This window comes from Pseudomonas sp. NPDC089428 (assembly GCF_044749325.1).
In the GTDB taxonomy this organism is placed as follows: Bacteria; Pseudomonadota; Gammaproteobacteria; order Pseudomonadales; family Pseudomonadaceae; genus Aquipseudomonas.
On the sequence record NZ_JBIVHT010000005.1, the window covers coordinates 73417 to 99925 of the forward strand.

Genomic DNA, 26509 nt, shown 5'->3' on the forward strand with positions numbered 1-26509 from the left:
CTTTCGCATGCCAATCAGCTCAAGGCCGACGCGAAGCATCCAGCTGCATCAGGTAGCTCGGCCCACCCAACTGGCTCATCTGCCGGCGAATCCACCCCGCCCGGCTCGCCACATAGGCACTCGGCCTGCTGGCACTCCACTTGATCGGGCTCGGCAGCACCGCCGCCAGTTGTGCGGCCTGTTGGCGGGTCAGTCGGCTGGCATCGACACCAAAGTGATAACGCGCCGCAGCCTGGGCACCGAACACGCCCTTGCCCCACTCGGCACTGTTCAGGTAGACCTCGAGAATCCGCTCCTTCGACCAGAACAGCTCGATCAGCGCGGTGAACCAGGCTTCCAGCCCCTTGCGGAACCAGCTGCGGCCCGACCACAGGAACAGGTTCTTGGCCACTTGCTGGGTCAGGGTGCTGGCGCCACGAACACTGCCGCCACGCTCGTTGTACGCCAGTGCCGCCTGGATTGCCGGGATGTCGAAGCCCCAATGGCTGGCGAACTTCTGGTCTTCGCCGGCGATGACTGCCACCTTGAGCTCGTCGGAGATGTTTTCCCACGGTTCCCAGTCGCGTTGCAGGTCGATCGGTTCGCCACTCACCCACGATTGCACCTTGCGCTCGAGCATCAAGGCGGTGCCCGGCGGTGGCACCCAGCGAAACACCAGTACCAGCACGATGCTGCCGGCAGCGAACCAGAGCAGGGCGCGGGCGAGGCGGCGGAGAATGGATGACAGCATGGCGATAGCTTGGCCGGACCGGTGGAACGGGCCATTATACAGACCCGATACAAGGAGTCGTCCCATGCTTCGCAGCTTCCTCATGCTTGCCGCCTTTTTCGGCTTTACCGGCGTCGCCTTGGGCGCGTTCGCCGCACATGGGCTGAAGAACCGCCTGACGGCCGATTACCTGGCCATTTTCCATACGGGGGTGACCTATCAGCTGGTGCATGCCCTGGCGATCTTTGGTGTCGCCGTGCTTTCGGCGCACCTGCCTGGGCGTCTGGTCGGCTGGGCCGGCGGTCTGTTCGCCCTGGGGATCGTGCTGTTCTCCGGTAGCCTGTACCTGCTGACCCTGAGCGGCCTTGGCAAGCTGGGCATGATCACCCCCGTCGGCGGCCTGTGCTTCCTCGCCGGTTGGCTGTGCCTGGGCCTGGCTGCCTGGCGCCTGGGCTGACCGAACGGTCCACAATCGCGACTAATGGCGTGCAGCGCCCTTGGGTTCGTGCGTGGATCGGCGCTAGAATGCGGGCCCCAAAGAACAATGGTGGCCGTGCGCATGCGCATTCAACTGAACGGTGAACCTTACGAATTGCCCGCTGGCGAAAGCGTCGCGGCCCTGCTGGCCCGCCTGGAACTGACCGGGCGCCGGGTGGCGGTGGAGCTCAACCTGGATATCGTGCCGCGCAGCCAGCACGACAGCACCCAGCTTAACGAAGGCGACCAGGTCGAAGTGGTCCATGCCATCGGAGGCGGTTGAGCATTCACCGGCGATTCACCTGATAGCCCCGTAACCTTTTCAGAGGAACAACGATGAGCAACGTTCGTAGCGACAAGCCCTTCATCCTGGCCGGGCGCACTTTCCAGTCGCGCCTGCTGGTTGGCACCGGCAAATACCGTGACATGGACGAAACCCGCCTGGCAACCGAAGCCTCGGGTGCCGAGATCGTCACTGTGGCCGTGCGCCGGACCAACCTGGGCCAGAATGCGGGCGAGCCGAACCTGCTCGACGTGCTGTCGCCCGACAAGTACACCATCCTGCCAAACACGGCAGGTTGCTTTGACGCTGTCGAGGCGGTACGTACCTGCCGCCTGGCCCGTGAGCTGCTCGATGGCCACAAGTCCCACGAGTCGCGCACGCTGGTGAAACTGGAAGTGCTGGCCGACCAGAAAACCCTGTTCCCCAACGTGATCGAAACCCTCAAGGCTGCCGAAGTGCTGGTCAAGGACGGTTTCGACGTGATGGTCTACACCAGCGACGACCCGATCATCGCCCGCCAGCTGGCAGAAGCCGGCTGCATCGCGGTGATGCCGCTGGCCGGCCTGATCGGTACTGGCCTGGGCATCTGCAACCCGTACAACCTGCAGATCATCCTCGAAGAGTCGAAGGTGCCGGTACTGGTCGACGCCGGTGTGGGTACCGCCTCCGATGCCACCATCGCCATGGAAATGGGCTGTGAAGCCGTGCTGATGAACTCGGCCATCGCCCATGCCCAGCAGCCGGTGCTGATGGCCGAAGCCATGAAGCACGCCATCGTCGCCGGCCGCATGGCCTACCTGGCCGGTCGCATGCCGAAAAAACTTTACGCCAGCGCCTCTTCGCCGCTGGATGGTCTGATCAAGTAAGAGCCCCTGATGACTGACTCGCAAGATACGCCGATCACCGCCGACGGCGACCAGCGCCCACACCGCCGCATCAAGAGTTTCGTGATGCGCGCCGGGCGCATGACCGAAGGCCAGCAACGCGGCCTCGACCAGGGCGGCCCGCTGTACATTCTGCCGCTGGCCGACAGCCCGGTGGATTATGACCAGGTGTTCGGCCGTTCGGCGCCTCGCACCCTGGAGATCGGCTTCGGCATGGGCCATTCCCTGCTGGAGATGGCCGCTGCCGCGCCTGAGCAGGACTTCATCGGTGTCGAAGTGCACCGTCCGGGTGTTGGCGCGCTGCTCAATGGTGTGCTGACACAGGGCCTGAAGAACCTGCGGGTGTACGACTGCGACGCCATCGAGGTGCTCAACCGCTGCGTGGCCGACAACAGCCTCGACCGCCTGATGTTGTTCTTCCCTGACCCTTGGCACAAGGCGCGTCACCACAAGCGGCGCATCGTCCAGCTGGAGTTCGCCGAGCTGGTACGGCGCAAGCTCAAGCCTGGTGGCGTGTTCCACATGGCAACCGACTGGGAACCGTATGCCGAGTACATGCTGGAAGTGATGAGCGCAGCCCCGGGTTATCGTAACCGTGCTGAAGACGGTACTTACGTGCCGCGCCCGGAAGAGCGCCCGATCACCAAGTTCGAGCGCCGCGGCGAGCGACTGGGGCATGGGGTGTGGGATCTGAAGTTCGAGAAGGTGGATTGATCGGCTGATTGAGCCTTTCGATGTGCTGAGGTCTGCACAAACTGCAGGCAAAAAAAACCGCTCTGAAAAGAGCGGTTTTTTTGTGTGAGCGACAGGACTGAGTATCCTCCGCTCCGGGATTTCACCGAAAACCCCCGTACGGTCAGTGGATCATAGGCACCCCGAGACGGTGGGTCAATGATCAGAAATATCCAGCATTATGTGTGTCGAAGCGATTAACAGCTTCGATCGTGTATCCCAAGTATCATCGCGCTGCTCCTGTGCGACAATTTTGGTGATGGGTCGGGTAGGCGAAGAATTCTGCTTTCCGGCCCCTTCGACACGGCCTGAGAACCGTGCCGGTGGATAGTTCGAAGGGCCATTGACCTGGCCACTTCACCGAAAACCCCCGTACGGTTTTCGAAGGCATCGAAGTGCCGGTTAGATGCTGGAAGATTGGCCCGCCAACACGGAGGCCAAGGCATATGAAGCGTTTGCTTGATGCGCTGAGCCGCGTCTGGAAGCTCATCCGGATCTTGACTGTACTCAAGACCGTTCGAGACTTCATGCGCGATCACTTCGACGATGCCCAGTAAGGGCTAGTCAGGTGGTAGGGCTGCCCCGGTTCCCCGGGGCAGCTTTTAGCAGGCTTACCCGCGGCGATCAGCTACCACGCCAATCAACACCAGCACCACCAACAGCACCGGCGCCAGCGCGTAGTTGTTAAACTGCCCCAGTCCCTTCACTACCCACGGCGTGGCATAGATCAGCGCCGCACCACTGCCGATCATCACCAGTGCAGCCATCACCGGCACGCGCAGCGCGCCTGCCAGGGCACCCAGGCGCTGGTCCACCCAGCCTTTGATATCAGTGCCGAACAGCACCAGCAGGCAGCCTACCAGTGCCAGGGAAATCTCCGACAGGTTGCTGCGGCTCCAGCGGGAAACCGTGGCGAGCAGATCAAGTACCAGATCCATGGGTCATCCTTAGGTCAAGAAGTACTGCAGCAGGTCATTGAGGAACAGCTGGCCGCGTGGCGTGGCCAGCAGTCGATCCGGTTCGACCTGCAAAAGGCCCTTTTGTTCGGCTGCGCGACGAGCTTCGGCCAGTTGCGCCAGAGGCAGCCCGGTGCGCTGGGTGAACAGCTCGGCTTCCACGCCATCGGTTAGGCGCAGGGCGTTCATCAGGAACTCGAACGGCAGCTCGTCCACCGGCAGCACCTTCTCGCCAGCCTTGAACGGCTTGGCCAGGTTCAGGTAATCCTTGGGCAGGCGGGTCTTCCAGGTGCGCAGGATGCGACCATCGGCAAAGGTCAGCTTGCCGTGGGCGCCGGCACCGATACCGATGAAGTCGCCGAAGCGCCAGTAGTTGAGGTTGTGCCGGGCGGCACGCCCGGCCTGGGCATAGGCTGAAACTTCATACTGCTTGAAGCCATTGGCCGCCATCAGCGCCTGGCCGGCTTCCTGGATGTCCCAGAGGATATCGTCCTCGGGCAGTTCCGGCGGCTGGTTCCAGAACACCGTGTTCGGCTCGACGGTCAGCTGGTACCACGACAGGTGCGTCGGCCCCAGGTCGATGGCCTGGCGCAGGTCGCCCAGGGCGTCGTCCAGCGACTGCTCGGGCAGGCCGTGCATCAGGTCCATGTTGAAGTTGTCGAAGCCCGCGGCGCGCGCCATGCCGGCGGCACGTATCGCTTCGTCGCCATTGTGGATGCGCCCCAGCGCCTCCAGCTTGGCTGGCTGGAAGCTTTGCACGCCGATCGACAGGCGGTTGATGCCGGTCTGTCGGTAGGCCTTGAACTTCTCCTGCTCGAAGGTCCCCGGGTTGGCCTCGAGCGTGATCTCGATGTCCGACGCGAACGGGATGCGTTGCTCCACACCGCGCAGCAGGCGCCCCAGGGCATTGGCGCTGAACAGGCTGGGCGTACCGCCGCCGAAGAAGATCGATGACAGGGGCCGGCCCTGCACGGCGGCCAGTTCCAGGTCGAGGTCGGTCAACAGGGCGTCGACGTAGGCCTCTTCCGGCAGCTCAGGCCCGGCGGCATGGGAGTTGAAATCGCAGTAAGGGCATTTGCGCACACACCACGGGATGTGGATGTACAGCGCCAGCGGCGGCAGGCTGGTGAGCGCCACCACGCTGGCTTGGGACGGCGTTGCGATCATGCCAGGCCCAGACGTTGACGCAGCAAGGCCATGGCGCGGGCGCGGTGGCTGAGCTGGTTCTTATCCACAGGAGCGAGGTCGGCGCTGGAGCACTTGCGCTCCGGTACCCAGAACAGCGGGTCGTAGCCAAAACCATGCTCGCCGCTGGCCTCGAACAGAATGCTGCCGTGCCACAGGCCTTCGCAAAGGATCGGCAGCGGGTCATCGGCGTGGCGCACAAGGGCCAGCACGCAGACGAACTGAGCGCCGCGTTGCTCTTGTGGCACATCTTTAAGGGCTTCGAGCAGCTTGGCGTTGTTCGCCGCGTCACCCTTGCCGTCGGCATAGCGCGCAGAGTAGATGCCCGGCGCACCGCCAAGGAAGTCCACGGCCAGGCCGGAATCGTCGGCCAGCGCCGGCAGGCCGGAGATGCGCGCAGCATTGCGGGCCTTGAGGATGGCGTTCTCGACGAACGACAGGCCGGTTTCCTCAGGCTCCACCTGGCTGAATTCGCCGATCGAGCGTAGTTGCACGGACTGGCCGAGCATGGCCTGCAGTTCCTTGAGTTTGCCGGCATTGTGGCTGGCCAATACGAGTTGCTGGAAATTCATCATTCGCCTGGGAACACTTCCTGGTTGAAACTGAGTGGATGGCTGACCCCGCCGGTCTCGACATTGAGGTCGAAGGTCAGGGTTTCTGCCTGCTCGATCTTGAACTGGGCGATGTAGTACACGGCGCCCTGATCGGTTATCTGCTTGAACGACAGCGGGCTGGTACGCCCGGTCAGGTCTTTCACAGTGCCGCTGACCACTGCCATGGCGGGTTTGTCGGCCTTGAGCACGGCGATGTTGAGCACGCCTTGATTCTTGCTGCGGATGAGCCCGGTGGCAGCGGCGATGTTCGGTTGCAGCATGTTCGAGGTGAAGGCGCTGTAGTGCACCGTCACGTCGCCGAAGACTTCCTTGCGCTCGGGTTTGGCAGCATCGGCTGCCATCACTGGCAGGGCCAGGCACAGGCTGATCAGGAGCAGGGCTAGGCGACGCATGGTGCGAATCCTCCGGTGGGCGTCAGACTGCCAGTTGGTGCTCCTGCAGGCCTGGGCTGCTGACGCGATAGATGCCGATTTCACCTAGAAGATTAGGCCAAAGCCGCCCACCCCACCCGTTACGGTGCAAGTGGTCGACAGCCAGGCGGTCAAGAACCTTGGCACGGCGCTCATGGCACAGCTCTTCGAAGTCGGCGAAGGTGCAGAAGTGGATGTTCGGCGTGTTGTACCAGGTGTACGGCATGAAGTCCGACACCGGCATGCGGCCTTTGGTGGCCAGGTACCAGCGGCAGCGCCAATGGCCGAAGTTGGGGAAGGTGATGATGCACTGGCGCCCCACCCGCAGCATCTCGTCGAGGATACGGTCAGGGTACTCCACGGCCTGCAGGGCCTGGGTCATGATCACCACGTCGAAGCTGTTGCTGGCAAAGTTGCCCAGGCCCTTGTCGAGGTCCTGCTCGATGACGTTGACGCCCTTGGCCACGCAGGCGGCGATGTTGTCGGCGTCGATCTCCAGGCCATAGCCGGTGACTTGCTTGCGGTCACGCAGCGAAGCCAGCAACTCGCCATTGCCGCAGCCCAGGTCGAGTACCCGGCTACCGGCGGGAATCCACTCGTGGATGATTTCCAGATCGGCTCTCATGGTGTCCTCAGATGGCGATGCGGTTCATGTAGTTCGCGAAACCCTGCATGTAGCGAGGCGTGGGGATCAGGAAGGCATCGTGCCCATAAGGTGAGTCGATCTCCAGATAACAGACGTTCTTGCGTGCCGCCATCAAGGCATCGACGATCTCTCGCGAGCGGGCCGGCGAGAAGCGCCAGTCGGTGGTGAACGACATGATGCAGTAATCCGCCTTGACGTTGGCCAGGGTGGCCGCCAGGTCGCCGCCATTGGCTGCGGCCGGGTCGAAATAGTCCAGGGCCTTGGTCATCAGCAGGTAGGTATTGGCGTCGAAGCGGCCGGAAAACTCCTCGCCCTGGTAGCGCAGGTAGCTCTCGACCTGGAATTCGACGCTGTGGAAGTCGTAGTTGAGCTTGTCGCTTTTCAGCTCGCGGCCGAATTTTTCACCCATCGAGTCGTCGGACAGGTAAGTGATGTGGCCGACCATGCGCGCCAGCATCAGGCCGCGCTTGGGAATCACGCCTTGGTCCTGGAACGAGCCACCGTGGAATTCGGGGTCGGTGAGGATGGCCTGGCGTGCCACTTCGTTGAAGGCGATGTTCTGTGCCGACAGCTTGGGCGCCGAAGCGATGTCCACGCAGTGACGCACGCGATCGGGGTAAGTAATGGTCCATTGCAGGGCTTGCATGCCCCCCAGGCTGCCACCGACGATGGCCGCCCACTGCGCAATGCCCAGGCGGTCGGCCAGGCGTGCCTGGCTGTGCACCCAGTCTTCCACGGTCAGTACCGGGAACTCGGCACCATAAGGCTTGCCGGTGGCCGGGTTGATGCTGCTCGGGCCGGTGCTGCCATTGCAGCCGCCGAGGTTGTTCAGGCTGACCACGAAGAAGCGGTTGGTATCGATCGGCTTGCCGGGGCCGATGCAGCTGTCCCACCAGCCCGGCTTGCGGTCGGTGGTGGCATGGTAGCCAGCAGCATGGTGATGGCCGGACAGGGCATGGCAGATCAGCACGGCATTGCTCGCGCTGGCATTCAGGGTGCCATAGGTCTCAAAGACCAGCTCGTAGCTGTTCAGCGAACGGCCACAGGCCAGGGCCAGCGGTTCTTCGAACCTGGCAATTTGCGGTGTAACCAGACCGACGGAATCTTCGGGAAGGACAGTGGACATCGACCCTGCTCACGCTTGACGGAGGCGTAAGTCTAAAGAGCACTACCCCCAGCGGCAAGCAAAGGCTTGCCGCTGGGGCAACCTGCAGGGTTGGCGGCTCAGATCATCCGCCACAGTTCCTGTGGCATGCCCGCGTAGGCCGCCAGCGGTGGCATGACGAACGACTGGATCACCTGAATCGCCAGGAAGGCGAAAATCGGCGAGATGTCCATGCCGCCCAGGTTGGGCACGATGCGGCGGAAAGGTGCCAGCACCGGTTCGCTGATCTGCCAGGCCAGCTCGGCAGCCGGGTTGTGGCTGTTTGGTGCGACCCAGGAAACGATCACCATGACAATCATCGCCACCCAGAAGATTTTCAGGAACAGCGAGGTGATGCCGATGATCGCCCACATCAGCAGGTGCAGGATGTCGCCGAAGGTGCCGTAGGTGATCATCAGCACGAAGCCCATCAGCAGCGCCTGGATGACGATCGCCAGCAGCAGCGACGAAGTGTCCAGGCCACCGATGCTGGGGATTACCCGGCGGATCGGCTTGAGCAGCGGCTGGGTCGCGCGCACGGCGAACTGGCTCAGCGGGTTGTAGAAGTTGGCCTTGACCAGCTGCAGCACGAAGCGCAGCAGGACGATCACCAGATACAGGCTGACCAGGGTTTGCACCACGAAGATCGCGGCGCCGGACAGTGCATTCATCAACAGCTCCTTATTTGCCCAGTTGTTCGGCCAGCTCGGCGGAACGCTTCGACGCCGCTTCCAGCGCCTGCTCGACGATGGCTTCGAAGCTGTTGCCCTGGAACGACTTGATTGCCGCTTCGGTGGTGCCGGCTGGCGAGGTGACGCGGCGGCGCAGTTCTGCGGCATCGACATCGCTGGCCACGGCCATGTGCGCGGCGCCCAGAGCGGTTTGCAGAGTCAGTTGCGAGGCGGTTTCGCGTGGCAGGCCAAGCTTGACGCCAGCAGCGGTCATCGCTTCGATCAGCAGGAAGAAGTAGGCCGGGCCACTGCCGGAAACCGCGGTGACGGCGTCCAGTTGCTGCTCCTGTTCCAGCCACAGGGCGGTGCCGACGGCCGACAGCAGTTGTTCGGCCTGCTGGCGTTGCTCGGCGGACACTTCAGCGGTCGCGTACAGGCCGCTGACACCCTGGCGCAGCAGCGCTGGCGTGTTGGGCATGCAGCGCACTACCGGGCGGGCACCTAGCCAGGCCTGCAGGCTCGCGCAGGTAATGCCAGCGGCAATCGAAACGATCAGCTGGCCGGCTTCCAGGTTCGGCTTCAGCGCCTCGCACACGGCCTTCATGACCTGCGGTTTCACTGCCAGCACGACCACGTCGGCACCTGCAATGGCCTGGGCGTTGTCTTCGAACGCCTCGATGCCGTGCTCGGCCTGAACGCGGGTGCGGGTCTCGGCGCCGGGGTCGCTGGCACGGATCTGCGCCGCGTCCAGGCCTTGGGCACGCAGGCCGCCGATCAGGCTGGCGGCCATGTTGCCGGCGCCGATAAAGGCAATACGTGTCTTGCTCATGTCAGGTCCTTGAGGGAAAGAGTGAGTAAAGCATGGAATCAGGTGGGCCCGTAATTGCGCGCGCCGAACAGGGCGGTACCGATACGTACCCAGGTCGCTCCCTGGGCGATGGCCGCCTCCAGGTCGTGGCTCATGCCCATCGACAGGGTGTCCAGGCCGAGCTGCAGGCTCTCCTGAAGCTGGCGCAGGCTGCCGAAGGCGGCCTCTTGAGTGGCGCGGTCATCGGTCGGCTCGGGGATCGCCATCAGCCCGCGCAGGCGCAGGTTGGGCAGTGTGGCCACGGCCTTGGCCAGCGCTGGCAGGTCGGCCGGGGCGCAACCGGACTTGCTGTCTTCGCCGCTGACGTTCACCTGCAGGCAGATGTTCAGCGGCGGCAGGCCCGCAGGGCGCTGTTCGGACAGGCGTTGGGCGATCTTCAGGCGGTCCACGGAGTGTACCCAGTCGAAATGTTCGGCAATGGCTTTGGTCTTGTTCGACTGAATGGGGCCGATGAAGTGCCAGATCAAGGGCAGGTCGCGCAGTTCTTCTTGCTTGGCCAAGGCTTCCTGCAGGTAGTTTTCCCCGACATCACACACGCCGGCGGCGTGGATTTCGCGAATGGCGGCGGCCGGTTTGGTCTTGCTCACCGCCAGCAACTGGACACTGGCCGGGTCGCGCCCGGCAGCCTGGGCAGCGTTGTGGATACGGGCGGCGAGGGCGGAAAGGTTGTCTGCTATGGTGGACATGGATCAATGCCGTCGGCTCTGGAGATCTTCGGCATTCTACCTGCTTGATGGCTATTGGGGAGTCTCATGGACGTGACCGACCTGTTGGCCCGGGCCGTGGAGGCAGGGGCAAGCGACCTGCATCTGGCCGTGGGCGAAATACCCATGCTGCGTGTGGATGGCGAACTGCGGCGCATGCAACTGCCGGGCGTGACGGCAGCCGCCTTGAGCGATGCACTGACGCCGTTGCTCGACGAGGGCCAGTGCCGGCAATGGCGGCAGGGCGATGAACTGGACCTGGCAGTTGAATTGGTATCGCTGGGGCGTTTTCGTCTCAATCTATTTCGGCAGTTGAACGGCCTGGCGGCCACGTTCCGTCTGATTGCGAAACGCATTGCCAGTGTCGATGAACTCGATCTTGAAGAAGTGTATCAAGCCGTTGCGCGGCACTCGGATGGCCTGGTGCTGGTGGGCGGCCCGACCGGCAGCGGCAAGTCGAGTACCCTGGCGGCACTGATCGACCGGCTCAATCGTGAGCGGGCGCTGCATATCATTACCCTCGAAGACCCTGTTGAAGTTATCCACAGCAGCCACAGCAGCCTGGTCAACCAGCGTGAGATTGGCCGGCATTGTCGCGACATTGCCCAAGGGCTGCGCAGCGCCCTGCGCCAGGACCCGGATGTGATCATGATTGGCGAACTGCGCGACCTGGAAAGCATCCGCCTGGCGTTGCGCGCGGCGGAAACCGGGCATCTGGTGCTGGCCACGGTACATACGCGGTCGGCGGCCGCCAGCATTGATCGGCTGGTCGAAGTGTTTGCGGCGGAGGAAAAGCCGCTGGTGCGAGCGATGCTGGCGGAGTCGCTGAGGTTGGTGGTGGCACAGGTGCTGGTCAAGCGCCTGGGTGGCGGCCGGGTGGCGGCGCGCGAGGTGCTGGTGGCGACGCCTGCGGTGCGCAACCTGGTGCGCGAGGGGCGGATGGCGCAGTTGTGTTCGGTGATGCAGGCGGGAGCGGCGGAGGGGATGCGGACGATGGAAGGGGCGATACGAAGGCTGAGGGAGAAAGGCTTGATCAGTAATATGTAGTGCCTGATCGGGCCTCTTCGCGGGCAAGCCCGCTCCCACAAAATGGCACAAGCCTCGAGGGCGGTGCGGTAACTGTGGGAGCGGGCTTACCAGCGAAGAACCCTATGCCGATCTAGCGCTTGGCCAGGCTCAGCTGTTGCTGCTCTTTCGGCAGCACTCGCTTGGCAACCACATAGTGCTGCTGCCAGTACGGCTTGCTCAGGCTGTCGATGCTTACCCGCTTGCCGGTACGTGGCGCATGGATGAAGCGGTCGTTACCCAGGTAGATGGCAACGTGGTTGACCCGACGGCTCTTGATGTTGAAGAAGATCAGGTCGCCTGGCTTGAGGTCGCTCTTGGCCACCTTCACGCCGTGGCCCTGGGCCATGGCGTTGGAGGTACGCGGCAGGTCGACGTCTGCCACGTCGTTGAAGGCGTACTTGACCAGCCCACTGCAGTCGAACCCTTTTTTCGGGTTGCTGCCGCCCCAAACATAAGGGGTACCGAGCACGTTGACCGCGCGGCTGAGCACATCGCTGCTCTGCTTCGGCGACATCGCCGCAACGGCAGGCAGGTTGTGGCCCTTGCTCGAATAGCTCGAGCGTGCGTGCAGCGTGGTCTGCTTGACGGGCGCGTGTTTCACCGAGGCATTGCTGGTATAGCCGGTGAAACCATTGGGAAGACGTTGCTCACGATTGGTGGCGTGGGCGGCCAGGGGCAATAATAGGCAGAGGGTCAGCCATGTCTTGAATAAAGGCGGCATAGATGAAGCTCTTATGAATGTTTATGTGTTTGGCGCGCAACTTTATAACAGCTTTTTGCTCCGTTTCAGGGCCGTTGGTCGATTGTCATGGTGCCGTACGTCGGCCTGCGGCGGAAAAGTCACATTTTTATTTAGAAAATTTTCGGATAACCCAAGAGGGCTATGAATGAACAGTTATCAACAGGGGGCGCCGTATCACGACACCCACAGCAAGGTCATCGGCTACCTGCTGTGGATCTTCGGCTTCACCGGCTCGCATCGGTTCTACTACGGCAAGCCGATCACTGGGACGATCTGGTTCTTCACCTTGGGCCTGCTCGGCATTGGCTGGCTGATCGACCTGTTCCTGATCCCGTCGATGGACCGCGAGGCGGACATGCGCTTCCAGTCCGGCCGTATCGACTACAACATTGCCTGGATCCTGCTGACCTTCCTGGGCATTTTTGGTGTGCACCGCCTGTACCAGGGCAAGTGGATCTCGGCGATCATCTACTTCTTCACCGGCGGCTTGTTCCTGGTGGGTGTGCTGTATGACTTCTGGACCTTGAACAGCCAGGTTTCCGAAGCCAACAGCCGCAGCCGATAGGGCGACAGGCGCCCACAAAAAAAGGCCTTGTCGCGCTGTGCGGCAAGGCCTTTCTCGTTACTGGCGGGTCTGTCGCTGCTGTAGCAGCAGGTTACTGAACCCGGCCCCCGCCAGCTGCTTCTGCGCCACGGTCAGCTGCTCGCGGTTGCTGAACGGGCCGACCAGTACGCGGTACCAGGTCTCTTCCTTGACGGTGCCCGACTCGACCTTGACCACCTGGCCGAGCAGGATGATCTGCGCGCGGACCTTGTCGGCATCAGCCTGCTTGCGGAACGAACCGGCCTGCAGGAAGTACTGCGTGGTCGCCGCCGGCTTGATCACCGGTGGCGCTGGTGGCGGTGTCTGCCCCAGCAGCGCGGCCTGGGCGCGCGCGGTATCGATCTTTGCGGCTTCGGCCGGGGTGACCGGGGTCACTGGCTGCGCGGGTACTGGCGGCGTCTTCTCCGGCACGGCCTCAGGCGGCACGATCACCTCGGACTCTGGCAGCAGCGTGTAGAAGTCGTACTTCGGCTTCACCGGCGGCTGTGGCGTTGCCGGTGCGGTCGACTTGCTGGCCTCGGCCACTTTCTCCGGCTTCTGCTGCTCGGGCTTGGTGCGCTTGATGTCACCGCCACCGGGTTCGAGCTTCATCAGGAAGACAATGAATGCACCGACCGTCAGGCCGACCGCCAGCCATACCCAGCCTGGGATCGGCTGCTTGGCTGGGGCCGTCTGACGGCTGGCGCCGCGTTTGGGGGCTGGTTTTTTCTTGGCAGCCAACTTACATGCGCTCCAGGGTTTCCAGGCCGAGCAGCTCCAGACCTTGCTTGAGGGTGCGGCCGGTCAGGGCAGCCAGGCGCAGGCGGCTCTGCTGCTGTTCCGGGGTTTCGGCTGCGAGGATCGGGCAGTTCTCGTAGAAGCTCGAGAACAGGCCAGCAAGGTCGTACAGGTAGCTGCACAGCACGTGCGGTGTGCCCTTTTCGGCGACGCTGTTGAGGATTTCGCCAAATTGGGCCAGGCGTGCGGCCAGGTCCTGCTCGTGAGCGGCTTGCAGCACGATGTTGCCTTCGACTTCGTCGAAGCCCTTGCCCAGCTTGCGGAACACGCCAGCCACGCGGGTATAGGCATACAGCAGGTAAGGCGCAGTGTTGCCTTCGAAGTTGAGCATCAGTTCGAAGTTGAAGCTGTAGTCGCTGGTGCGGTGTTTGGACAGGTCGGCATATTTCACTGCGCCGATACCCACCACTTCACCGATGTGGCGCAGTTCGTCTTCGGCCAGGCTCGGGTTCTTTTCCTTGACCAGCGCGTAGGCGCGTTCCTTGGCCTCGGTGAGCAGGTCGATCAGCTTCACGGTGCCGCCGTCGCGGGTCTTGAACGGGCGGCCGTCGGCGCCGTTCATGGTGCCGAAGCCCATGTGCTCCATTTGCATCGGGTGGCCGACGAAGCCGGCACGGCGGGCCACTTCGAACACCTGGTTGAAGTGCAGGGCCTGGCGCTGGTCGACGAAGTACAGGGCGCGGTCGGCCTTGAGCACGTTGCTGCGGTAGCGCACGGCGGCCAGGTCGGTGGTAGCGTACAGGTAGCCACCGTCAGCCTTCTGCACGATCACCGGCAGTGGCTCGCCTTCGCTGTTCTTGAATTCTTCGAGGAATACGCACTGGGCGCCCTGGTCCTCGACCAGCAGGCCCTTGGCCTTGAGGTCGGCGACCACGTTGGCCAGGTCGGCGTTGTAGGCGCTTTCGCCCATCACGTCGGCCATGGTCAGCTTGACGTTGAGCAGCTCGTAGGTCTTCTGGCAGTGCGACAGCGAGATGTCCTTGAAGCGCGTCCACAGCGCCATGCACTCCGGGTCGCCGGCCTGCAGCTTGACCACCAGGCCGCGGGCGCGGGTGGCGAATTCTTCGGACTCGTCGAAACGCTTTTTGGCGGCGCGGTAGAAGTTTTCCAGGTCCGACAGCTCGTCGCTGGTGATCGGGTTTTCTTCCAGGTAGGCCAGCAGCATGCCGAACTGGGTGCCCCAGTCGCCCACGTGGTTCTGGCGGATCACCTCGTCGCCAAGGAACTCCAGCACACGGGCGACGCTGTCACCGATGATGGTCGAACGCAGGTGGCCTACGTGCATCTCCTTGGCCAGGTTCGGTGCCGACATGTCGATCACCACCTTCTGCGCAGGGCCCGCCTTGCGCGCACCGAGGTGGGGGTCGGCCAGCGCGGCGTCCAGGCGGTTGGCCAGGGCGTCGGTGTTCTGGAAGAAGTTCAGGAAGCCTGGGCCGGCGATCTCGACCTTGCTGATGTCGGCGCTGGCCGGCAGGGCATTGATCAGTTTTTCGGCCAGGTCGCGCGGCTTCATGCCGGCCGGCTTGGCCAGCATCATGGCGATGTTGCTGGCGAAGTCGCCGTGGGTCTTGTCCCGGGCGTTTTCCACCTGGATCGCCGGCGACAGCCCTTCAGGCAGCACACCGTCGGTGACGAGTTGGGTGAGGGCTTGCTGGAGCAGCTGGCGAATGGTGTCTTTCATGGGGATCTCTTTTCGACCGCAAGCGCGGTGGAGCGCCTGGATGCGCAGGTGGAAAAACTGGGCATTATCCGTTGCCGGGGGCGGGTTGCCAACCTTTGGGGCAGAAGCTTAATAAAGGTCAACCGGGTCGACATCCAGTGACCAGCGTACCTGGCGCCCGCTCGGCAGTTGCTCCAACACTAGCAACCAGGCGCTGATCAGTCGATGCAAGGGGGCTCGGGTGTTGGCCTGAATCAATAATTGCGCCCGGAAACGCCCGGCGCGGCGCTCCATCGGCGCAGGTACCGGCCCCAGCAGTTCGATGCCGGGCAGGCGCTGTTCGGCGACCAGCCGCTCGGCGGCGGCGCAGGCTTCGTCGAGGAAGCCTTCAGCTTGGCCGGGCTTGTGCGCTTCGGCGCGCAGCAGGGCCAGGTGGGAGAACGGTGGCAGCCCGGCGTTGCGGCGTTCGTCCAGGGCTTGCTCGGCGAAGGCGAAATAACCCTGTTCGGTCAGTTGCACCAGCAGCGGGTGGTCCGCCAGGTGGGTCTGGATGATCACCTTGCCGGGCTCTTCGGCGCGCCCGGCGCGGCCAGCGACCTGGACGATCAGCTGGGCCATGCGCTCGCTGGCGCGGAAGTCGCCGGAGAACAGCCCGCCATCGGCATCGAGGATGGCAACCAAGGTCACCCGCGGGAAATGGTGCCCCTTGGCCAGCATCTGGGTGCCGACGAGGATGCTCGGCTGGCCGCGCTGGATGGTGCTGAACAAGGTGTGCATGGCGTCCTTGCGCGCCGTGCTGTCGCGGTCCACGCGCAGGATCGGGTAATCCGGGAAGAGTACTTTCAGGCGTTCTTCGGCGCGTTCGGTGCCGGCGCCAACGGGCCGCAGGTCGACGTGATTGCACTGCGGACACTGGTGCGGCAGGCGCTCGTCGTAGCCGCAGTGGTGGCAGCGCAGCACGCCAGAGCGCTGGTGCACGGTCATGCGGGCATCGCAGCGTGGGCATTCGGACAGCCAGCCACAGTCGTGGCACAGCAAGGTCGGGGCGAAGCCGCGGCGGTTGAGGAACACCAGGACCTGCTGGCCGGCCTCCAGGGTCTGACGGATGGCCTGTTGCAACGGGCCGCTGATGCCGCTGTCCAGCGGCAGGCTTTTCACATCCAGGCGCAGCATGCGCGGTGGGCGGGCGCCACCGGCGCGCTGGTTCATGCGCAGCAGGCGATAGCGGCCGGTGAGCGCGTTGTGCAGGGTTTCCAGCGACGGTGTGGCGGAGCCGAGCAGGATCGGGATGTTCTCCTGGTGGGCGCGCACCAGTGCCAGGTCGCGGGCGTGGTAGCGCAGGCCTTCCTGTTGTTTGTACGAGCCATCGTGCTCTTCGTCGATGATGATCAGGCCGGGGTTCTTCATCGGGGTGAACAGCGCCGAGCGCGTGCCGATTATGATGTCGGCCTCGCCGTCGCGGGCGGCCAGCCAGGCATCGAGGCGCTCGCGGTCATTCACGGCCGAATGCAGCAGGGCGATGCGAGCGTTGAAGCGCTGCTCGAAGCGCGCCAGGGTCTGCGGGCCGAGGTTGATCTCGGGGATCAGCACCAGCGCCTGCTTGCCGGCTTCTAGGGTTTCGCGGATCAGTTGCAGGTATACCTCGGTCTTGCCGCTGCCGGTGACACCGGCCAACAGGAAGGCGCCGAAGCCGCCAAAGCCCTCGCGCACGGCGTCGAAGGCCTCGCGTTGTTCATCGTTGAGGGGCAGTTCCGGCTGCGCCAGCCAGTGCTCATGGCGATGCGCCGGCAGGTGGCGGCGTACTTCCAGCTGTACCAGCTCTTTGGCCAGTAGCAGGTCGAGGCTGTCCTTGTTCAGGTTGAGCTTGCTCAGCAGGCTGTGCGCCACGCCATGCGGGTGCTGGGCCAGGGTCTTGAGCGCGTCGCGCTGGCGCGGGGCGCGGGCGATGCGTGGGTCCTCCAGGCGTGCGCCAGGGGCCACGTGCCAGAAGCGTTCCTGGCGCATTTCGGCAGGTTCGCCCTGGCGCAGCAGCGTGGGGAGCGCCCAGCTCAGGGTGTCGCCGAGGCTGTGCTGGTAATATTGGGCGGTCCACAGGCACAGCTTGAACAGTGCTGGCGGGATCGGTGAAACCGGGTCGAGCAAGGCACTGGCGGGCTTGAGCTTGTCGGCAGGCACTTCGCTCTGCTCGCATACCTCCACCAGCACGCCGATCATCTCGCGGCGCCCGAAAGGTACGCGGATGCGCATGCCAGGGGTCAGTACCTGGCGCGCCATGTTCGCTGGCGCCTTGTAATCGAACAGGCGGCGCAACGGGGAGGGCAGGGCAAGGCGCAGGATGACGTCGGGCACGCGGCAGATCTCGGAGGGCGTTTCAAAGACTGGCGAGCCTAGCAGACGACGGTCGGTGCAAGCGACAACTTGCGTTGGCGCGATGCTCTGGTATTATTCGCCGCCTAATTACGTGCGGTATTCAACAATAGGTGTTGGGTGGCGGCACGCAGCTCGAGGAAGTGACCATGAAAGAAGGTATCCACCCGAACTACGAAGTAGTTGCAGTCACCTGCAGCTGCGGTAACAAGTTCGAAACTCGTTCGACCCTGGGCAACACCCTGGCGATCGACGTTTGCAACCTGTGCCACCCGTTCTACACCGGTAAGCAGAAAGTCCTGGACACCGGTGGTCGCGTACAGAAGTTCGCCGATCGCTTCGGTATGTTCGGTACCAAGAAGTAATCATGCGCATGGCGAATCCTTCGGGCTTCGCGTTGTTGCTGAAAAAGGCGCCCCTTGTGGGCGCCTTTTTTGTGGGCGCGATCTGGCAGCTCCCCGCCTTGGCGTTGTGCCCGTTGCCAGAGCAACCGCAGCCGGTGGCGGTGCGCCAGGTGGTGGATGGCGACACGCTGCGCCTGACCGACGGTCGCAGTGTGCGCATGATCGGCATCAATGCCCCTGAAATCGGGCGCAAGGGACGCACCAGTGAACCTTACGCCGAGGCTGCCAGGCGGCGCCTGCAGGCATTGGTCAAGGCCAGTGATGGGCGCGTCGGGTTGGTGCCGGGTGTCGAGCGCAAGGACAAGTACGGCCGCACCCTGGCGCACATCTATGATCGCAATGGCGACAATCTTGAGGCGCAGCTGCTCAGTGAAGGGCTTGGCTATCACGTAGCAATCGCCCCCAATGTGCGCCTGGCGGGCTGCCAGCAAGCGGCCGAGCGGGTGGCGCGCGCAGCGCAGGCGGGCCTGTGGCGCACCTCGCCAGTGCTCAAGGCGGCAAACGTGAAGCAATCAGGCTTTGCCGTGGTCGCTGGCACCATCCGTGGCATCCAGCGCAATCGTGGCGGTATCTGGCTGGAGCTGGACGACACCGTGGTGCTGCAGATTCCCGCTCGTCTGCAACGCACCTTCCCTGACAGCTTCTTCGTTAACCTCAAGGGAGGTCAGGTCGAGGCGCGCGGCTGGGTGTTGGATCGTTCCCGCAAGGGCGGGCTCAAGCCAGGGCAGCGACGCTGGGTGTTGCCGTTGACCGATCCGGCCATGTTGGAGCGCACTTGAGGCTGAAAAGATGTAGACAGTTCGATGTCAGATTGTACACACTGTTAGTCGAATGCCCCCGTGCGTGATAGCTTAAAGTCGTAGGCCAAAGGCCTTGACACAAGTGACTGACCAGTCTTGTGGCTCCCCGGCTCTTTGCGTATCCTCGGCGGTCCGTCAGAACAGTAAATAGCGGAATGCCCACCATGTCAGACCTGAAAACCGCCGCTCTCGAATACCACGCTCAACCTCGTCCGGGGAAACTGAGCGTCGAGCTCTCCAAGCCCACCGCCACCGCCCGCGATCTCGCCCTGGCCTACAGCCCAGGTGTTGCAGAGCCCGTGCGCGAAATCGGCCGTGATCCAGAGCTGGCCTACAAATACACCGGCAAGGGCAACCTGGTCGCGGTCATTTCCGATGGCACCGCCATCCTCGGTCTGGGTGACCTCGGCCCACTGGCTTCCAAGCCAGTGATGGAAGGCAAGGGCGTTCTGTTCAAGCGTTTTGCCGGTATCGACGTGTTCGACATCGAAGTCGACTCGGAAAGCCCGCAGGCGTTCATCGACACCGTCAAGCGCATCTCGATCACCTTCGGTGGCATCAACCTCGAAGACATCAAGGCCCCAGAGTGCTTCGAAATCGAGCGCACCCTGATCGAGCAGTGCGACATTCCGGTGTTCCACGATGACCAGCACGGTACCGCGATCGTTACCGCGGCCGGCATGATCAACGCCCTGGAAATCGCCGGCAAGAAACTGGAAGACGCCAAGATCGTCTGCCTGGGTGCTGGCGCTGCCGCGATCTCCTGCATGAAGCTGCTGGTCAGCATGGGTGCCAAGGTCGAGAACATCTTCATGATCGACCGCAGCGGCGTGATCCACGCTGGCCGCGACGACCTGAACCAGTACAAGGCTCAGTTCGCCCACGCGACCGACAAACGCACCTTGGCTGACGCCCTGGATGGTGCAGACGTGTTCGTTGGCCTGTCCGGCCCGAACCTGCTGAGCCCGGAAGGCCTGAAGTCGATGGCGGCCAACCCGATCGTGTTCGCCTGCTCGAACCCGGATCCGGAAATCTCCCCAGAGCTGGCTCACGCCACTCGCAGCGACGTGATCATGGCTACCGGTCGTTCCGACTACCCGAACCAGGTCAACAACGTGCTGGGCTTCCCGTTCATCTTCCGCGGTGCCCTGGACGTTCGCGCCAAGCGCATCAACGAAGAAATGAAGATCGCCGCCGCCATCGCCCTGAAAGACCTGGCCAAGCTGCCGGTACCGAAGGAAGTCTGCGAAGCCTACGGCGTTGAAGGCCTGGAGTTCGGTCGCGAGTACATCATTCCGAAGCCGCTGGACGCTCGTCTGATCACCGTCGTTTCCGACGCGGTGGCCAAGGCTGCCATCGAATCCGGCGTGGCTACCCTGCCGTATCCGAAGCACTACCCGCTGAACAGCGTGGATGAAGTGTTCAACGGCTGATTGCAGCTGTAGCGACACAAAAAAGCCCCGGCTCGTGAGAGTCGGGGCTTTTTTTGTGTTCGGCTGGAGGGCATTGGTGGTTTCAAGAACGAGCGCCGCGCGCGCGGCGCTCGATGTGTGCATCACCCAAAAGCAGCGGTCAGAACAGATCCATTGGCGCCGCTTCATCGGCCGGCAGCGGGCTGCCAGGCGCTGCGCCGTTACCCAGCTCATCCACCGAAGGCGGCGAATCCTCGGCCTTGAACAGCTCGAAGTAGGCATCCGGTGTGCTCGGTGAGGCCGCGCGGCCGCTCACCGGGTCAACCCGCAGGCTGAGGATGCCCTCCGGCTGTGCCGGTGCATGACTTGGCTTGCCCTTCAGGGCCGCACCCATGAAGTTCATCCAGATCGGCAGTGCCGCAGTGCCGCCGTATTCACGGCGGCCGAGGCTTTCCGGCTGGTCGAAGCCGACCCAAACGGTGGTCACGTAGTCGGCGTTGTAGCCGGAGAACCAGGCGTCCTTGGACTCGTTGGTGGTACCGGTCTTGCCCGCCAGGTCATCGCGGCCCAAGGCCAGCGCACGGCGGCCGGTGCCGCGCTTGATCACGTCCTGCAGCATGCTGGTCAGGATGTAGGTAGTGCGGCCGTCGACGATCTGTTCGGCAATGGCCGGGGTCTGCGGTGGCGGGGCGATCTGGCCGAGGGCCGAGGGCGCCTCGCCTGGCAGGGCGGCGGTGCTGATCGGCTGTTCCGGCGCGGCCAGCCCGGCATGGTCCTCGGCGCCTTGCGGAACGCGGGCCGGATTGGCGGTGAACAGCGTCTCGCCATTGCGGCTTTCGATGCGGTCGATCAGGTATGGGTTGACCTTGTAGCCGCCGTTGGCAAAGGTGCTCCAGCCGGTGGCGATTTCCATCGGGGTCAGGGTCGCGGTACCCAAGGCCAGCGACAGGTTGCGTGGCAGGTCCTGCTTGTTGAAGCCGAACTTGGCGATGTAATCGATGGTGCGGTCCACACCCATGGCCTGCAGCAGGCGGATCGATACCAGGTTGCGCGACTTGTACAGCGCTTCGCGCAGGCGGATCGGGCCCAGGAAGGTATTGGTGTCGTTCTTCGGCCGCCATTCCTTGTCCAGGTATTGGTCGACGAACACGATCGGTGCATCGTTGACCAGGCTGGAGGCGGTGTAGCCGCTGTCCAGGGCCGCGCTATAGATGAACGGCTTGAAGCTGGAGCCCGGCTGGCGCTTGGCCTGCATGGCGCGGTTGTAGTTGCTCTGCTCGAACGAGAAGCCCCCCACCAGGGCGCGGATGGCGCCGTTGTATGGGTCGAGGGTGACCAGCGCACTCTGCGCGCCAGGCACCTGGCTGAACTTGAGCTTGCCGTCGTCCAGGCGCTGCAGGCGCACGAGGTCGCCGACCTGAGCGACATCGGCCGGCGCTTGTGGCGCGCGCCCCTGGGAGTTGGTGTTGATGAACGGGCGCGCCCACTTCATGGTGTCCCAGGCGACGTCTTCTTCCTTGCCGTCACGGGTCAATACCTTGAGGCCATGTTTTTCGACCTGGGTGACGATGGCCGGCTCCAGTGCGCCGAGGGTGCGTTGCTTGTTCAGCTCCTGCTGCCAGGCGGCCAGGGTCTTGCCTGGGAAGCGTGCTTCAGGGCCGCGGTAGCCGTGGCGCTCGTCATATTCGGACAGGCCGGTGAGGATGGCTTTGTTGGCCATTTCCTGCATGTCGCTAGGCACGGTGGTGGTGACGCGGAAACCTTCAGTGTAGGCGTCACTGCCGTAGCGGCCGACCATCTCGGCGCGGGCCATTTCGGCGACGTAAGGCGCGTTCACTTCAGGAGTCGGCACGTGGTAGCTGGCATTGAGCGGCTCGGCCAGGGCGGCCTGATAGCTTGCCTCGTCGATCTTGCCGAGCTTGTACATGCGGCCGAGGATCCAGTCGCGGCGCTCTTTGGCGCGGACCGGATTGGCCAGCGGGTTGAAGCGCGACGGTGCCTTGGGCAGGCCGGCGATCATTGCCATCTGGGCCAGGCTGACGTCACGGATCGACTTGCCGTAGTAGACCTGCGCGGCAGCATCGATACCGTAGGCACGGTTGCCCAGGTAGATCTTGTTGACGTACAGCTCGAGGATCTCGTCCTTGGTCAGTTCGCGCTCGATCTGCAGGGCCAGCAGGATTTCATTGGTCTTGCGCGAGAAGCTGCGTTCGCTGGTGAGGAAGAAGTTCTTCGCCACCTGCATGGTGATGGTGCTGCCGCCGGTCTGGATGTGGCCGGTCTTCACCAGTTGGGTCGCAGCACGCATCAGGCTGCTTGGGTCGACCCCGTAGTGATTGAGGAAATTGTCGTCCTCGGCTGACAGAAGCGCCTGAATGAACTGTGGGGGAATTTCCGAGAAGCGGATCGGCGAGCGGCGCATTTCGCCGAACTCGGCAATCAGCTTGCCGTCGCTGCTGTACACCCGCAGGGGGATCTGCAACTGGATGCTTCTGAGCGAATCGACCGATGGCAGGTTGGGGCTAAGATACAGAAACGCACCGCTCACACCGAGTACGAGCGCGCAGATGACTGCGACGAAAGACCACCAGAAGAACTTCAGCAGGCGTATCAAGGCTTTTCGGTGTCCAGATTGAGAGGTGAATTGCGCACGGGGCCGGCGGACGAAAAAACGCTGGGCATTATAAGCATTTTTCGCCTCGCCGGGTGACCGGCCAGGCGGCCCGCTGCACCGTCTGGCCGTTCAGGCCCGGCAATGGGGCGGTTCATGGTTGTAACAAGGAAGTCGTGATGTTTGCACGTTTTGGCAAGGATGCCAGTTCACTGCTGGGGGTGGAAATCGCCTCCGACTCCATACGTATTGCACAGGTGCGCCGCCGCAGGGGGCGCTATGAGCAGCTGGTCTGGGTACTTCAGCCATTCGAGCCGATTTCGCCTGGTAACGGCTGGCAGGACCCTGAGCGAGTCGTGGCTGCCTTGCGCAGTGCTTTTCGGCAGTCAGGCAGTCGCCAGCGCCGAGCAGCAGTGGCACTGCCAGCCTCGCAAGTGATCTGCAAGCTGTGCCAGCTACCAGTCAGTCAGGCCCCGAGCCAGATGGAGGCACAACTGCTGGCGGAGGCGGATCGGCTGTTTCCCTTCCCCCTTGAAGACATGGTGCTGGACTTTCAGGTGCTGGGTGCCTCGCACCTGCAGCCTGGTAGCCTGGATGTGTTGGTGGCGGCCAGTCGCCAGAGCGCACTGCAGCCCTTGGCTGAGGCGTTCGAGGCTGCGGGGCTGGAGCTGGAGGTCGTCGAGGTAGACAGCATTGCCTTGCGCCGGCTGATGCCAGGCCATGCCAAGGATGCAGCAGCGCTGCTGCGCGTCGAGCCGAGCGGTGCGACGCTGCATGGCTGGCTTGGCGGTATGCTGCCATTGCGGCGGGAGTTGCTTCCGGGGGCGGTGCCGGGTCTCGCCGGCGATCTATTCGGTGAAGGGAAGGGGCCGGAAGAAATGCTTGTCGTCGGCGGCCCGGCGATCGGGCAAGGTTCGCTCGTCCAAATGAGTGAGGATCTCGGCTTGCCATGCCGGCCACTGCCGCCTGTAGCAGGTGTGGATTGCAGTGACGGCTGCATGGCCTTGGCGTTTGCCCTGGCGATGGGGAGTGTGCACTGATGCTGCGTCTGAATCTGATGCCTTGGCGCGAACAGCAGCGCCTGGCTACGCTCCGGCGTTTGCGCTTGATGGTGGTGGGGGCGGCAGTCGTGGCGCTATGTGCCGTGATGTTGATGGATCAGCTGGCCCGCCAACGCGCTCGGCAGCAGGCCATTGTCAACAATAGTCAGCAGGCCGCAATCGATGTGCTTGAGGCGCAGGTGGCCGAACATGATCGCATCAGGCAATCCTATGACGTGGTGCGTGCGCGGGCCGCCGTATTGGCTGGTTTGCGCGCCGAGCAAGGGCTGGTGACTGCCGTGCTTGCCGATCTGGAGCGGGCGCTGCCGGAAGGCATTCAGCTGCGCAAGCTCGAGCTGGAAGGCTCACGATTGCGCATGGTCGGTGTGGCCGCCTCCGGCGCCGTGGTAGCACAGCTCATGCGCGAGCTGGGGCGCTCTGGTGTGATGCGTGATCTGGAACTCAAAAGCCTCAGGAGCCAGCCGGGTGGCGATGAGTTTCTGTTGCTGGCTCGTCTGTCGGCGTTCTGGTCGTGAGTCTGTTGCAGCAAGGGGCGTGGCTGGCCCTTGTCGAGCGCTCGCGGCTTGCCCGCCTCGCGCTGCCATGCGCCGCAGGCATCATAGTGTTTGGGCTTGGCTGTCTGTTGCTCCTGCCGCAATGGTTGCAGTTGCAGGAGGCAGAGCAGACCAGGCAGAGCCGCTTGCTTCAAGATCATGACACCAAGGCTGCGCAGGCACTGGCGCTGTCCCAGGTACGCGAAGCGCTCGATGATGCGCAGCGGCTTTTGCAGGACGCTCGCTGGCGCCTTGCTGCAGGGGCTGGCATGAGCGATTTGCTGGACCAGTTGGCAGCCTCGGGGCATGCGCATGGCTTGCACTTCGAGCAACTCGATGTGCGTGATGAAGTTGAGCAGCCTGGCTACTGGCAGACACCATTGGACGTGCAGGTAGTCGGGCGTTACTCGGGGCTGCGAATGTGGCTGGACGACTGGCTTGGTCAGGTGCGCCTGCTACGTGCCGAGGCGTTGTGGCTGGAGCCTGCCGATGGCAAGCCGGGGTTGTTGCGCCTTGGCATGCGGGTCCATGCCTATCAAGCCGACGGCGCAGTGCCCGAACCGCTATCCCTGGCCGATTCACCTGCGCGCGCAGGGGTGCTGCCTGTGGGCCTCGATCCGTTTACCGCCTGGGCTACGCGTGCTGCCCAGGGAGGGCTTGCCAGCGTCCCGCTGGCACAGTTGCAGATGGTCGGCAGCCTGCAACGGGGGCAGCAGCGAGAAGCGTTGCTGGTCTCGGCAGGGCGCTTGTATCGCGTGCGCCCTGGTGACCGACTGGGGCGTGAAGGTGGGGCAGTGGTGCAGGTCGGCGAAAGGCAGCTGGAAGTACGCGAGCGGCTGTTCATAGGGGGCGTGTGGCATGAGCGCACGGTAATGCTGACGCTCAGGAAGAGCGTGAACAGGGAGGCCAGGGAAGGTGATGAGATGGCTGTTGATGTGGATAGCGGTAACCCTGATACCCAGCCAATGGTGCATGGCGACGCCCTATCGGGGTGAGCCCATATCGCTGAATTTTCAGGATGTCGACGTGCGTTCGGTGCTTCAGGTTCTGGCGGACTACGCTGGGATAAACCTGGTGGCCAGTGACACGGTGCAGGGCAATGTCACCTTGCGGCTGCACGAAGTCCCGTGGGATCAGGCGTTGGAATTGGTCCTTCGCAGCAAGGGGCTGGCGCGGCGCGAGGAGGGCAATGTGCTGCTGGTGGCGCCTGCTGGCGAATTGGCTGAGCAATCCCGCAGTACCCGTATTGGGCAGGAACTGGATGCGCAACTGCAACCGTTGCAGCGTGAGCTGCTGCCAATCCATCACGCCAAGGCCTCGGACCTTGCAGAGCTGCTGCTGGCAACGCTGGCGGATGACGGCACTCTGACCGGTCGTGGCAGCCTGAGTGTCGACGCGCGCACCAACACGTTGGTAGCCCACCAGCCCGCAGATCGCCTGGCCGAGTTGCGGCAGTTGGTCGCTCAGCTCGATGTGCCAGTACAGCAGGTGGAGATTGAGGCGCGCATCGTGGAGGCCAATGTCGACTATGAAAAAGGCCTGGGCGTGCGCTGGGGGCGACAGCTGTATGGAGAAGCGCCGCAATTGGGCAAGGACCTGTTCGTCGACCTGGGCATGGAGCGCGGTGGTGCCAGCATCGGTATAGGGCTTTTACGTGGCGGAGTGCTGCTGGATCTGGAGCTCAGTGCGATGGAAAAGAGCGGCAACGGGGAAATCATCTCCCAGCCCAAGGTGGTCACGGCCGACAAGGAAACCGCAAGGATCCTGAAGGGCACCGAGGTGCCATACCAGGAAACCAGCAAGAGTGGCGCTACCTCCGTGGCCTTTCGCGAGGCCTCGCTGTCGCTGGAGGTCACGCCACAGATCACCCCGGACGGCAAGGTCATCATGACGGTCAAGGTGACCAAGGACGAGCCTGACTTCGTCAATGCCCTGAACGACGTGCCGCCGATTCGCAAGAACGAGGTCAATGCCAAGGTTCGTGTGGCGGACGGTGAAACCATTGTCATCGGAGGCGTCTACTCGACCACGCAAAACAATGTGGTCGACAAGGTGCCATTTTTCGGCGATCTGCCGTATGTTGGGCGGCTGTTTCGACGCGATGCATTACAAGAGAAAAAATCCGAGCTGCTGGTCTTCCTGACTCCGCGTATCATGAGTGACCAGGCGATTGCTGTGAGTCGTTGA

Annotated in this window: 28 protein-coding genes; 13 read left to right on the plus strand and 15 right to left on the minus strand. The window is 63.3% G+C overall.

Annotated features, from left to right (window positions below):
• Positions 1-19: 19 nt before the first annotated feature.
• On the minus strand, positions 20-730 hold the full coding sequence (mtgA, locus tag ACIPZ5_RS11495; protein ID WP_343597572.1) for a monofunctional biosynthetic peptidoglycan transglycosylase: 711 nt from the start codon (positions 728-730) through the stop codon (positions 20-22).
• Positions 731-794: 64 nt separating this feature from the next.
• Here mtgA and ACIPZ5_RS11500 point away from each other — a divergent pair, with 64 nt between their 5' ends.
• From ACIPZ5_RS11500 to trmB, 4 genes are all read left to right on the plus strand, one after another.
• Positions 795-1166, plus strand: coding sequence for a DUF423 domain-containing protein (locus tag ACIPZ5_RS11500; protein ID WP_261942310.1), 372 nt, complete (start codon positions 795-797; stop codon positions 1164-1166).
• 102 nt (positions 1167-1268) lie between these two features.
• Positions 1269-1469, plus strand: a complete 201-nt coding sequence (thiS, locus tag ACIPZ5_RS11505; RefSeq protein ID WP_085677998.1) for a sulfur carrier protein ThiS — start codon at positions 1269-1271, stop codon at positions 1467-1469.
• A gap of 53 nt (positions 1470-1522) precedes the next feature.
• The gene (locus tag ACIPZ5_RS11510; protein WP_261942311.1) at positions 1523-2335 is read left to right on the plus strand and encodes a thiazole synthase; all 813 of its coding nucleotides are present in this window, start codon (positions 1523-1525) and stop codon (positions 2333-2335) included.
• A 9-nt stretch (positions 2336-2344) separates the two neighbouring features.
• A complete protein-coding gene (gene trmB / locus ACIPZ5_RS11515) occupies positions 2345-3067 on the plus strand; it encodes a tRNA (guanosine(46)-N7)-methyltransferase TrmB (protein WP_261942312.1) in 723 nt (240 codons plus the stop codon).
• Between the two features lie 629 nt (positions 3068-3696).
• On the opposite strand, the gene ACIPZ5_RS11520 is transcribed toward trmB, so the two are convergent.
• From ACIPZ5_RS11520 to ACIPZ5_RS11560, 9 genes are all read right to left on the minus strand, one after another.
• Positions 3697-4023: a DUF3392 family protein gene (locus tag ACIPZ5_RS11520; RefSeq protein ID WP_027920975.1), complete on the minus strand. Its 327-nt coding sequence runs from the start codon at positions 4021-4023 to the stop codon at positions 3697-3699.
• Positions 4024-4032: 9 nt separating this feature from the next.
• Positions 4033-5208, minus strand: coding sequence for a radical SAM family heme chaperone HemW (gene hemW / locus ACIPZ5_RS11525; RefSeq protein ID WP_400808712.1), 1176 nt, complete (start codon positions 5206-5208; stop codon positions 4033-4035).
• Complete coding sequence (rdgB, locus tag ACIPZ5_RS11530; RefSeq protein WP_085677931.1) at positions 5205-5801, minus strand: RdgB/HAM1 family non-canonical purine NTP pyrophosphatase; 597 nt, start codon at positions 5799-5801, stop codon at positions 5205-5207. Before rdgB ends, hemW begins: the two co-directional genes overlap by 4 nt.
• A complete protein-coding gene (locus ACIPZ5_RS11535; protein WP_261942314.1) occupies positions 5798-6232 on the minus strand; it encodes a DUF4426 domain-containing protein in 435 nt (144 codons plus the stop codon). Before ACIPZ5_RS11535 ends, rdgB begins: the two co-directional genes overlap by 4 nt.
• 22 nt (positions 6233-6254) lie before the next feature.
• Positions 6255-6875, minus strand: a complete 621-nt coding sequence (metW, locus tag ACIPZ5_RS11540) for a methionine biosynthesis protein MetW (RefSeq protein WP_027920979.1) — start codon at positions 6873-6875, stop codon at positions 6255-6257.
• 7 nt (positions 6876-6882) lie between these two features.
• Positions 6883-8022, minus strand: coding sequence for a homoserine O-acetyltransferase (locus ACIPZ5_RS11545; RefSeq protein WP_400808714.1), 1140 nt, complete (start codon positions 8020-8022; stop codon positions 6883-6885).
• A gap of 98 nt (positions 8023-8120) precedes the next feature.
• A complete protein-coding gene (locus ACIPZ5_RS11550) occupies positions 8121-8711 on the minus strand; it encodes a YggT family protein (protein ID WP_085677934.1) in 591 nt (196 codons plus the stop codon).
• 10 nt (positions 8712-8721) lie between these two features.
• Positions 8722-9540, minus strand: coding sequence for a pyrroline-5-carboxylate reductase (gene proC / locus ACIPZ5_RS11555; protein WP_343597585.1), 819 nt, complete (start codon positions 9538-9540; stop codon positions 8722-8724).
• 38 nt (positions 9541-9578) lie between these two features.
• A complete protein-coding gene (locus tag ACIPZ5_RS11560; protein WP_400808717.1) occupies positions 9579-10265 on the minus strand; it encodes a YggS family pyridoxal phosphate-dependent enzyme in 687 nt (228 codons plus the stop codon).
• Positions 10266-10331: 66 nt separating this feature from the next.
• Here ACIPZ5_RS11560 and ACIPZ5_RS11565 point away from each other — a divergent pair, with 66 nt between their 5' ends.
• The gene (locus ACIPZ5_RS11565; protein WP_343597589.1) at positions 10332-11330 is read left to right on the plus strand and encodes a PilT/PilU family type 4a pilus ATPase; all 999 of its coding nucleotides are present in this window, start codon (positions 10332-10334) and stop codon (positions 11328-11330) included.
• A gap of 112 nt (positions 11331-11442) precedes the next feature.
• On the opposite strand, the gene ACIPZ5_RS11570 is transcribed toward ACIPZ5_RS11565, so the two are convergent.
• The gene (locus ACIPZ5_RS11570) at positions 11443-12072 is read right to left on the minus strand and encodes a C40 family peptidase (RefSeq protein WP_261942319.1); all 630 of its coding nucleotides are present in this window, start codon (positions 12070-12072) and stop codon (positions 11443-11445) included.
• Between the two features lie 166 nt (positions 12073-12238).
• Between ACIPZ5_RS11570 and ACIPZ5_RS11575 the strand changes: the two genes are divergently transcribed.
• Positions 12239-12658, plus strand: coding sequence for a TM2 domain-containing protein (locus ACIPZ5_RS11575; RefSeq protein WP_261942320.1), 420 nt, complete (start codon positions 12239-12241; stop codon positions 12656-12658).
• Between the two features lie 57 nt (positions 12659-12715).
• Here the strand turns inward: ACIPZ5_RS11575 and ACIPZ5_RS11580 are convergent, their stop codons facing one another.
• From ACIPZ5_RS11580 to ACIPZ5_RS11590, 3 genes are all read right to left on the minus strand, one after another.
• Entirely contained in the window at positions 12716-13417 is a 702-nt protein-coding gene (locus ACIPZ5_RS11580; RefSeq protein ID WP_400808720.1) for an SPOR domain-containing protein, read from the minus strand.
• Position 13418: 1 nt separating this feature from the next.
• Positions 13419-15155 carry an arginine--tRNA ligase gene (gene argS, locus ACIPZ5_RS11585; RefSeq protein ID WP_313711766.1) on the minus strand — a complete coding sequence of 579 codons (1737 nt, stop codon included), beginning with the start codon at positions 15153-15155 and terminating at the stop codon, positions 13419-13421.
• 108 nt (positions 15156-15263) lie between these two features.
• Positions 15264-17483, minus strand: a complete 2220-nt coding sequence (locus ACIPZ5_RS11590; RefSeq protein ID WP_400808723.1) for a primosomal protein N' — start codon at positions 17481-17483, stop codon at positions 15264-15266.
• A 167-nt stretch (positions 17484-17650) separates the two neighbouring features.
• On the opposite strand from ACIPZ5_RS11590, the gene rpmE reads away from it, so the two are divergent.
• The 3 genes from rpmE (at position 17651) to ACIPZ5_RS11605 (ending at position 20138) form a co-directional block, all read left to right on the plus strand.
• Complete coding sequence (rpmE, locus tag ACIPZ5_RS11595; protein ID WP_027920990.1) at positions 17651-17866, plus strand: 50S ribosomal protein L31; 216 nt, start codon at positions 17651-17653, stop codon at positions 17864-17866.
• 2 nt (positions 17867-17868) lie between these two features.
• On the plus strand, positions 17869-18684 hold the full coding sequence (locus ACIPZ5_RS11600; protein WP_400808725.1) for a thermonuclease family protein: 816 nt from the start codon (positions 17869-17871) through the stop codon (positions 18682-18684).
• 185 nt (positions 18685-18869) lie between these two features.
• Positions 18870-20138 (plus strand): malic enzyme-like NAD(P)-binding protein, encoded by a 1269-nt coding sequence (locus tag ACIPZ5_RS11605; protein WP_085677944.1) that lies wholly within the window; start codon positions 18870-18872, stop codon positions 20136-20138.
• Positions 20139-20277: 139 nt separating this feature from the next.
• On the opposite strand, the gene ACIPZ5_RS11610 is transcribed toward ACIPZ5_RS11605, so the two are convergent.
• On the minus strand, positions 20278-22731 hold the full coding sequence (locus tag ACIPZ5_RS11610; protein ID WP_343597601.1) for a penicillin-binding protein 1A: 2454 nt from the start codon (positions 22729-22731) through the stop codon (positions 20278-20280).
• 176 nt (positions 22732-22907) lie between these two features.
• On the opposite strand from ACIPZ5_RS11610, the gene pilM reads away from it, so the two are divergent.
• The 4 genes from pilM to ACIPZ5_RS11630 are packed head-to-tail and all read left to right on the plus strand — an operon-like array spanning position 22908 to position 26509.
• On the plus strand, positions 22908-23768 hold the full coding sequence (pilM, locus tag ACIPZ5_RS11615) for a pilus assembly protein PilM (RefSeq protein WP_343597776.1): 861 nt from the start codon (positions 22908-22910) through the stop codon (positions 23766-23768).
• Positions 23768-24304: a PilN domain-containing protein gene (locus tag ACIPZ5_RS11620; RefSeq protein WP_400808730.1), complete on the plus strand. Its 537-nt coding sequence runs from the start codon at positions 23768-23770 to the stop codon at positions 24302-24304. Before pilM ends, ACIPZ5_RS11620 begins: the two co-directional genes overlap by 1 nt.
• Positions 24301-25317 (plus strand): pilus assembly protein PilP, encoded by a 1017-nt coding sequence (locus tag ACIPZ5_RS11625; RefSeq protein WP_343597605.1) that lies wholly within the window; start codon positions 24301-24303, stop codon positions 25315-25317. The genes ACIPZ5_RS11620 and ACIPZ5_RS11625 overlap by 4 nt, the downstream gene beginning before the upstream one ends.
• Positions 25295-26509, plus strand: a complete 1215-nt coding sequence (locus ACIPZ5_RS11630; RefSeq protein ID WP_400808733.1) for a type IV pilus secretin PilQ — start codon at positions 25295-25297, stop codon at positions 26507-26509. Before ACIPZ5_RS11625 ends, ACIPZ5_RS11630 begins: the two co-directional genes overlap by 23 nt.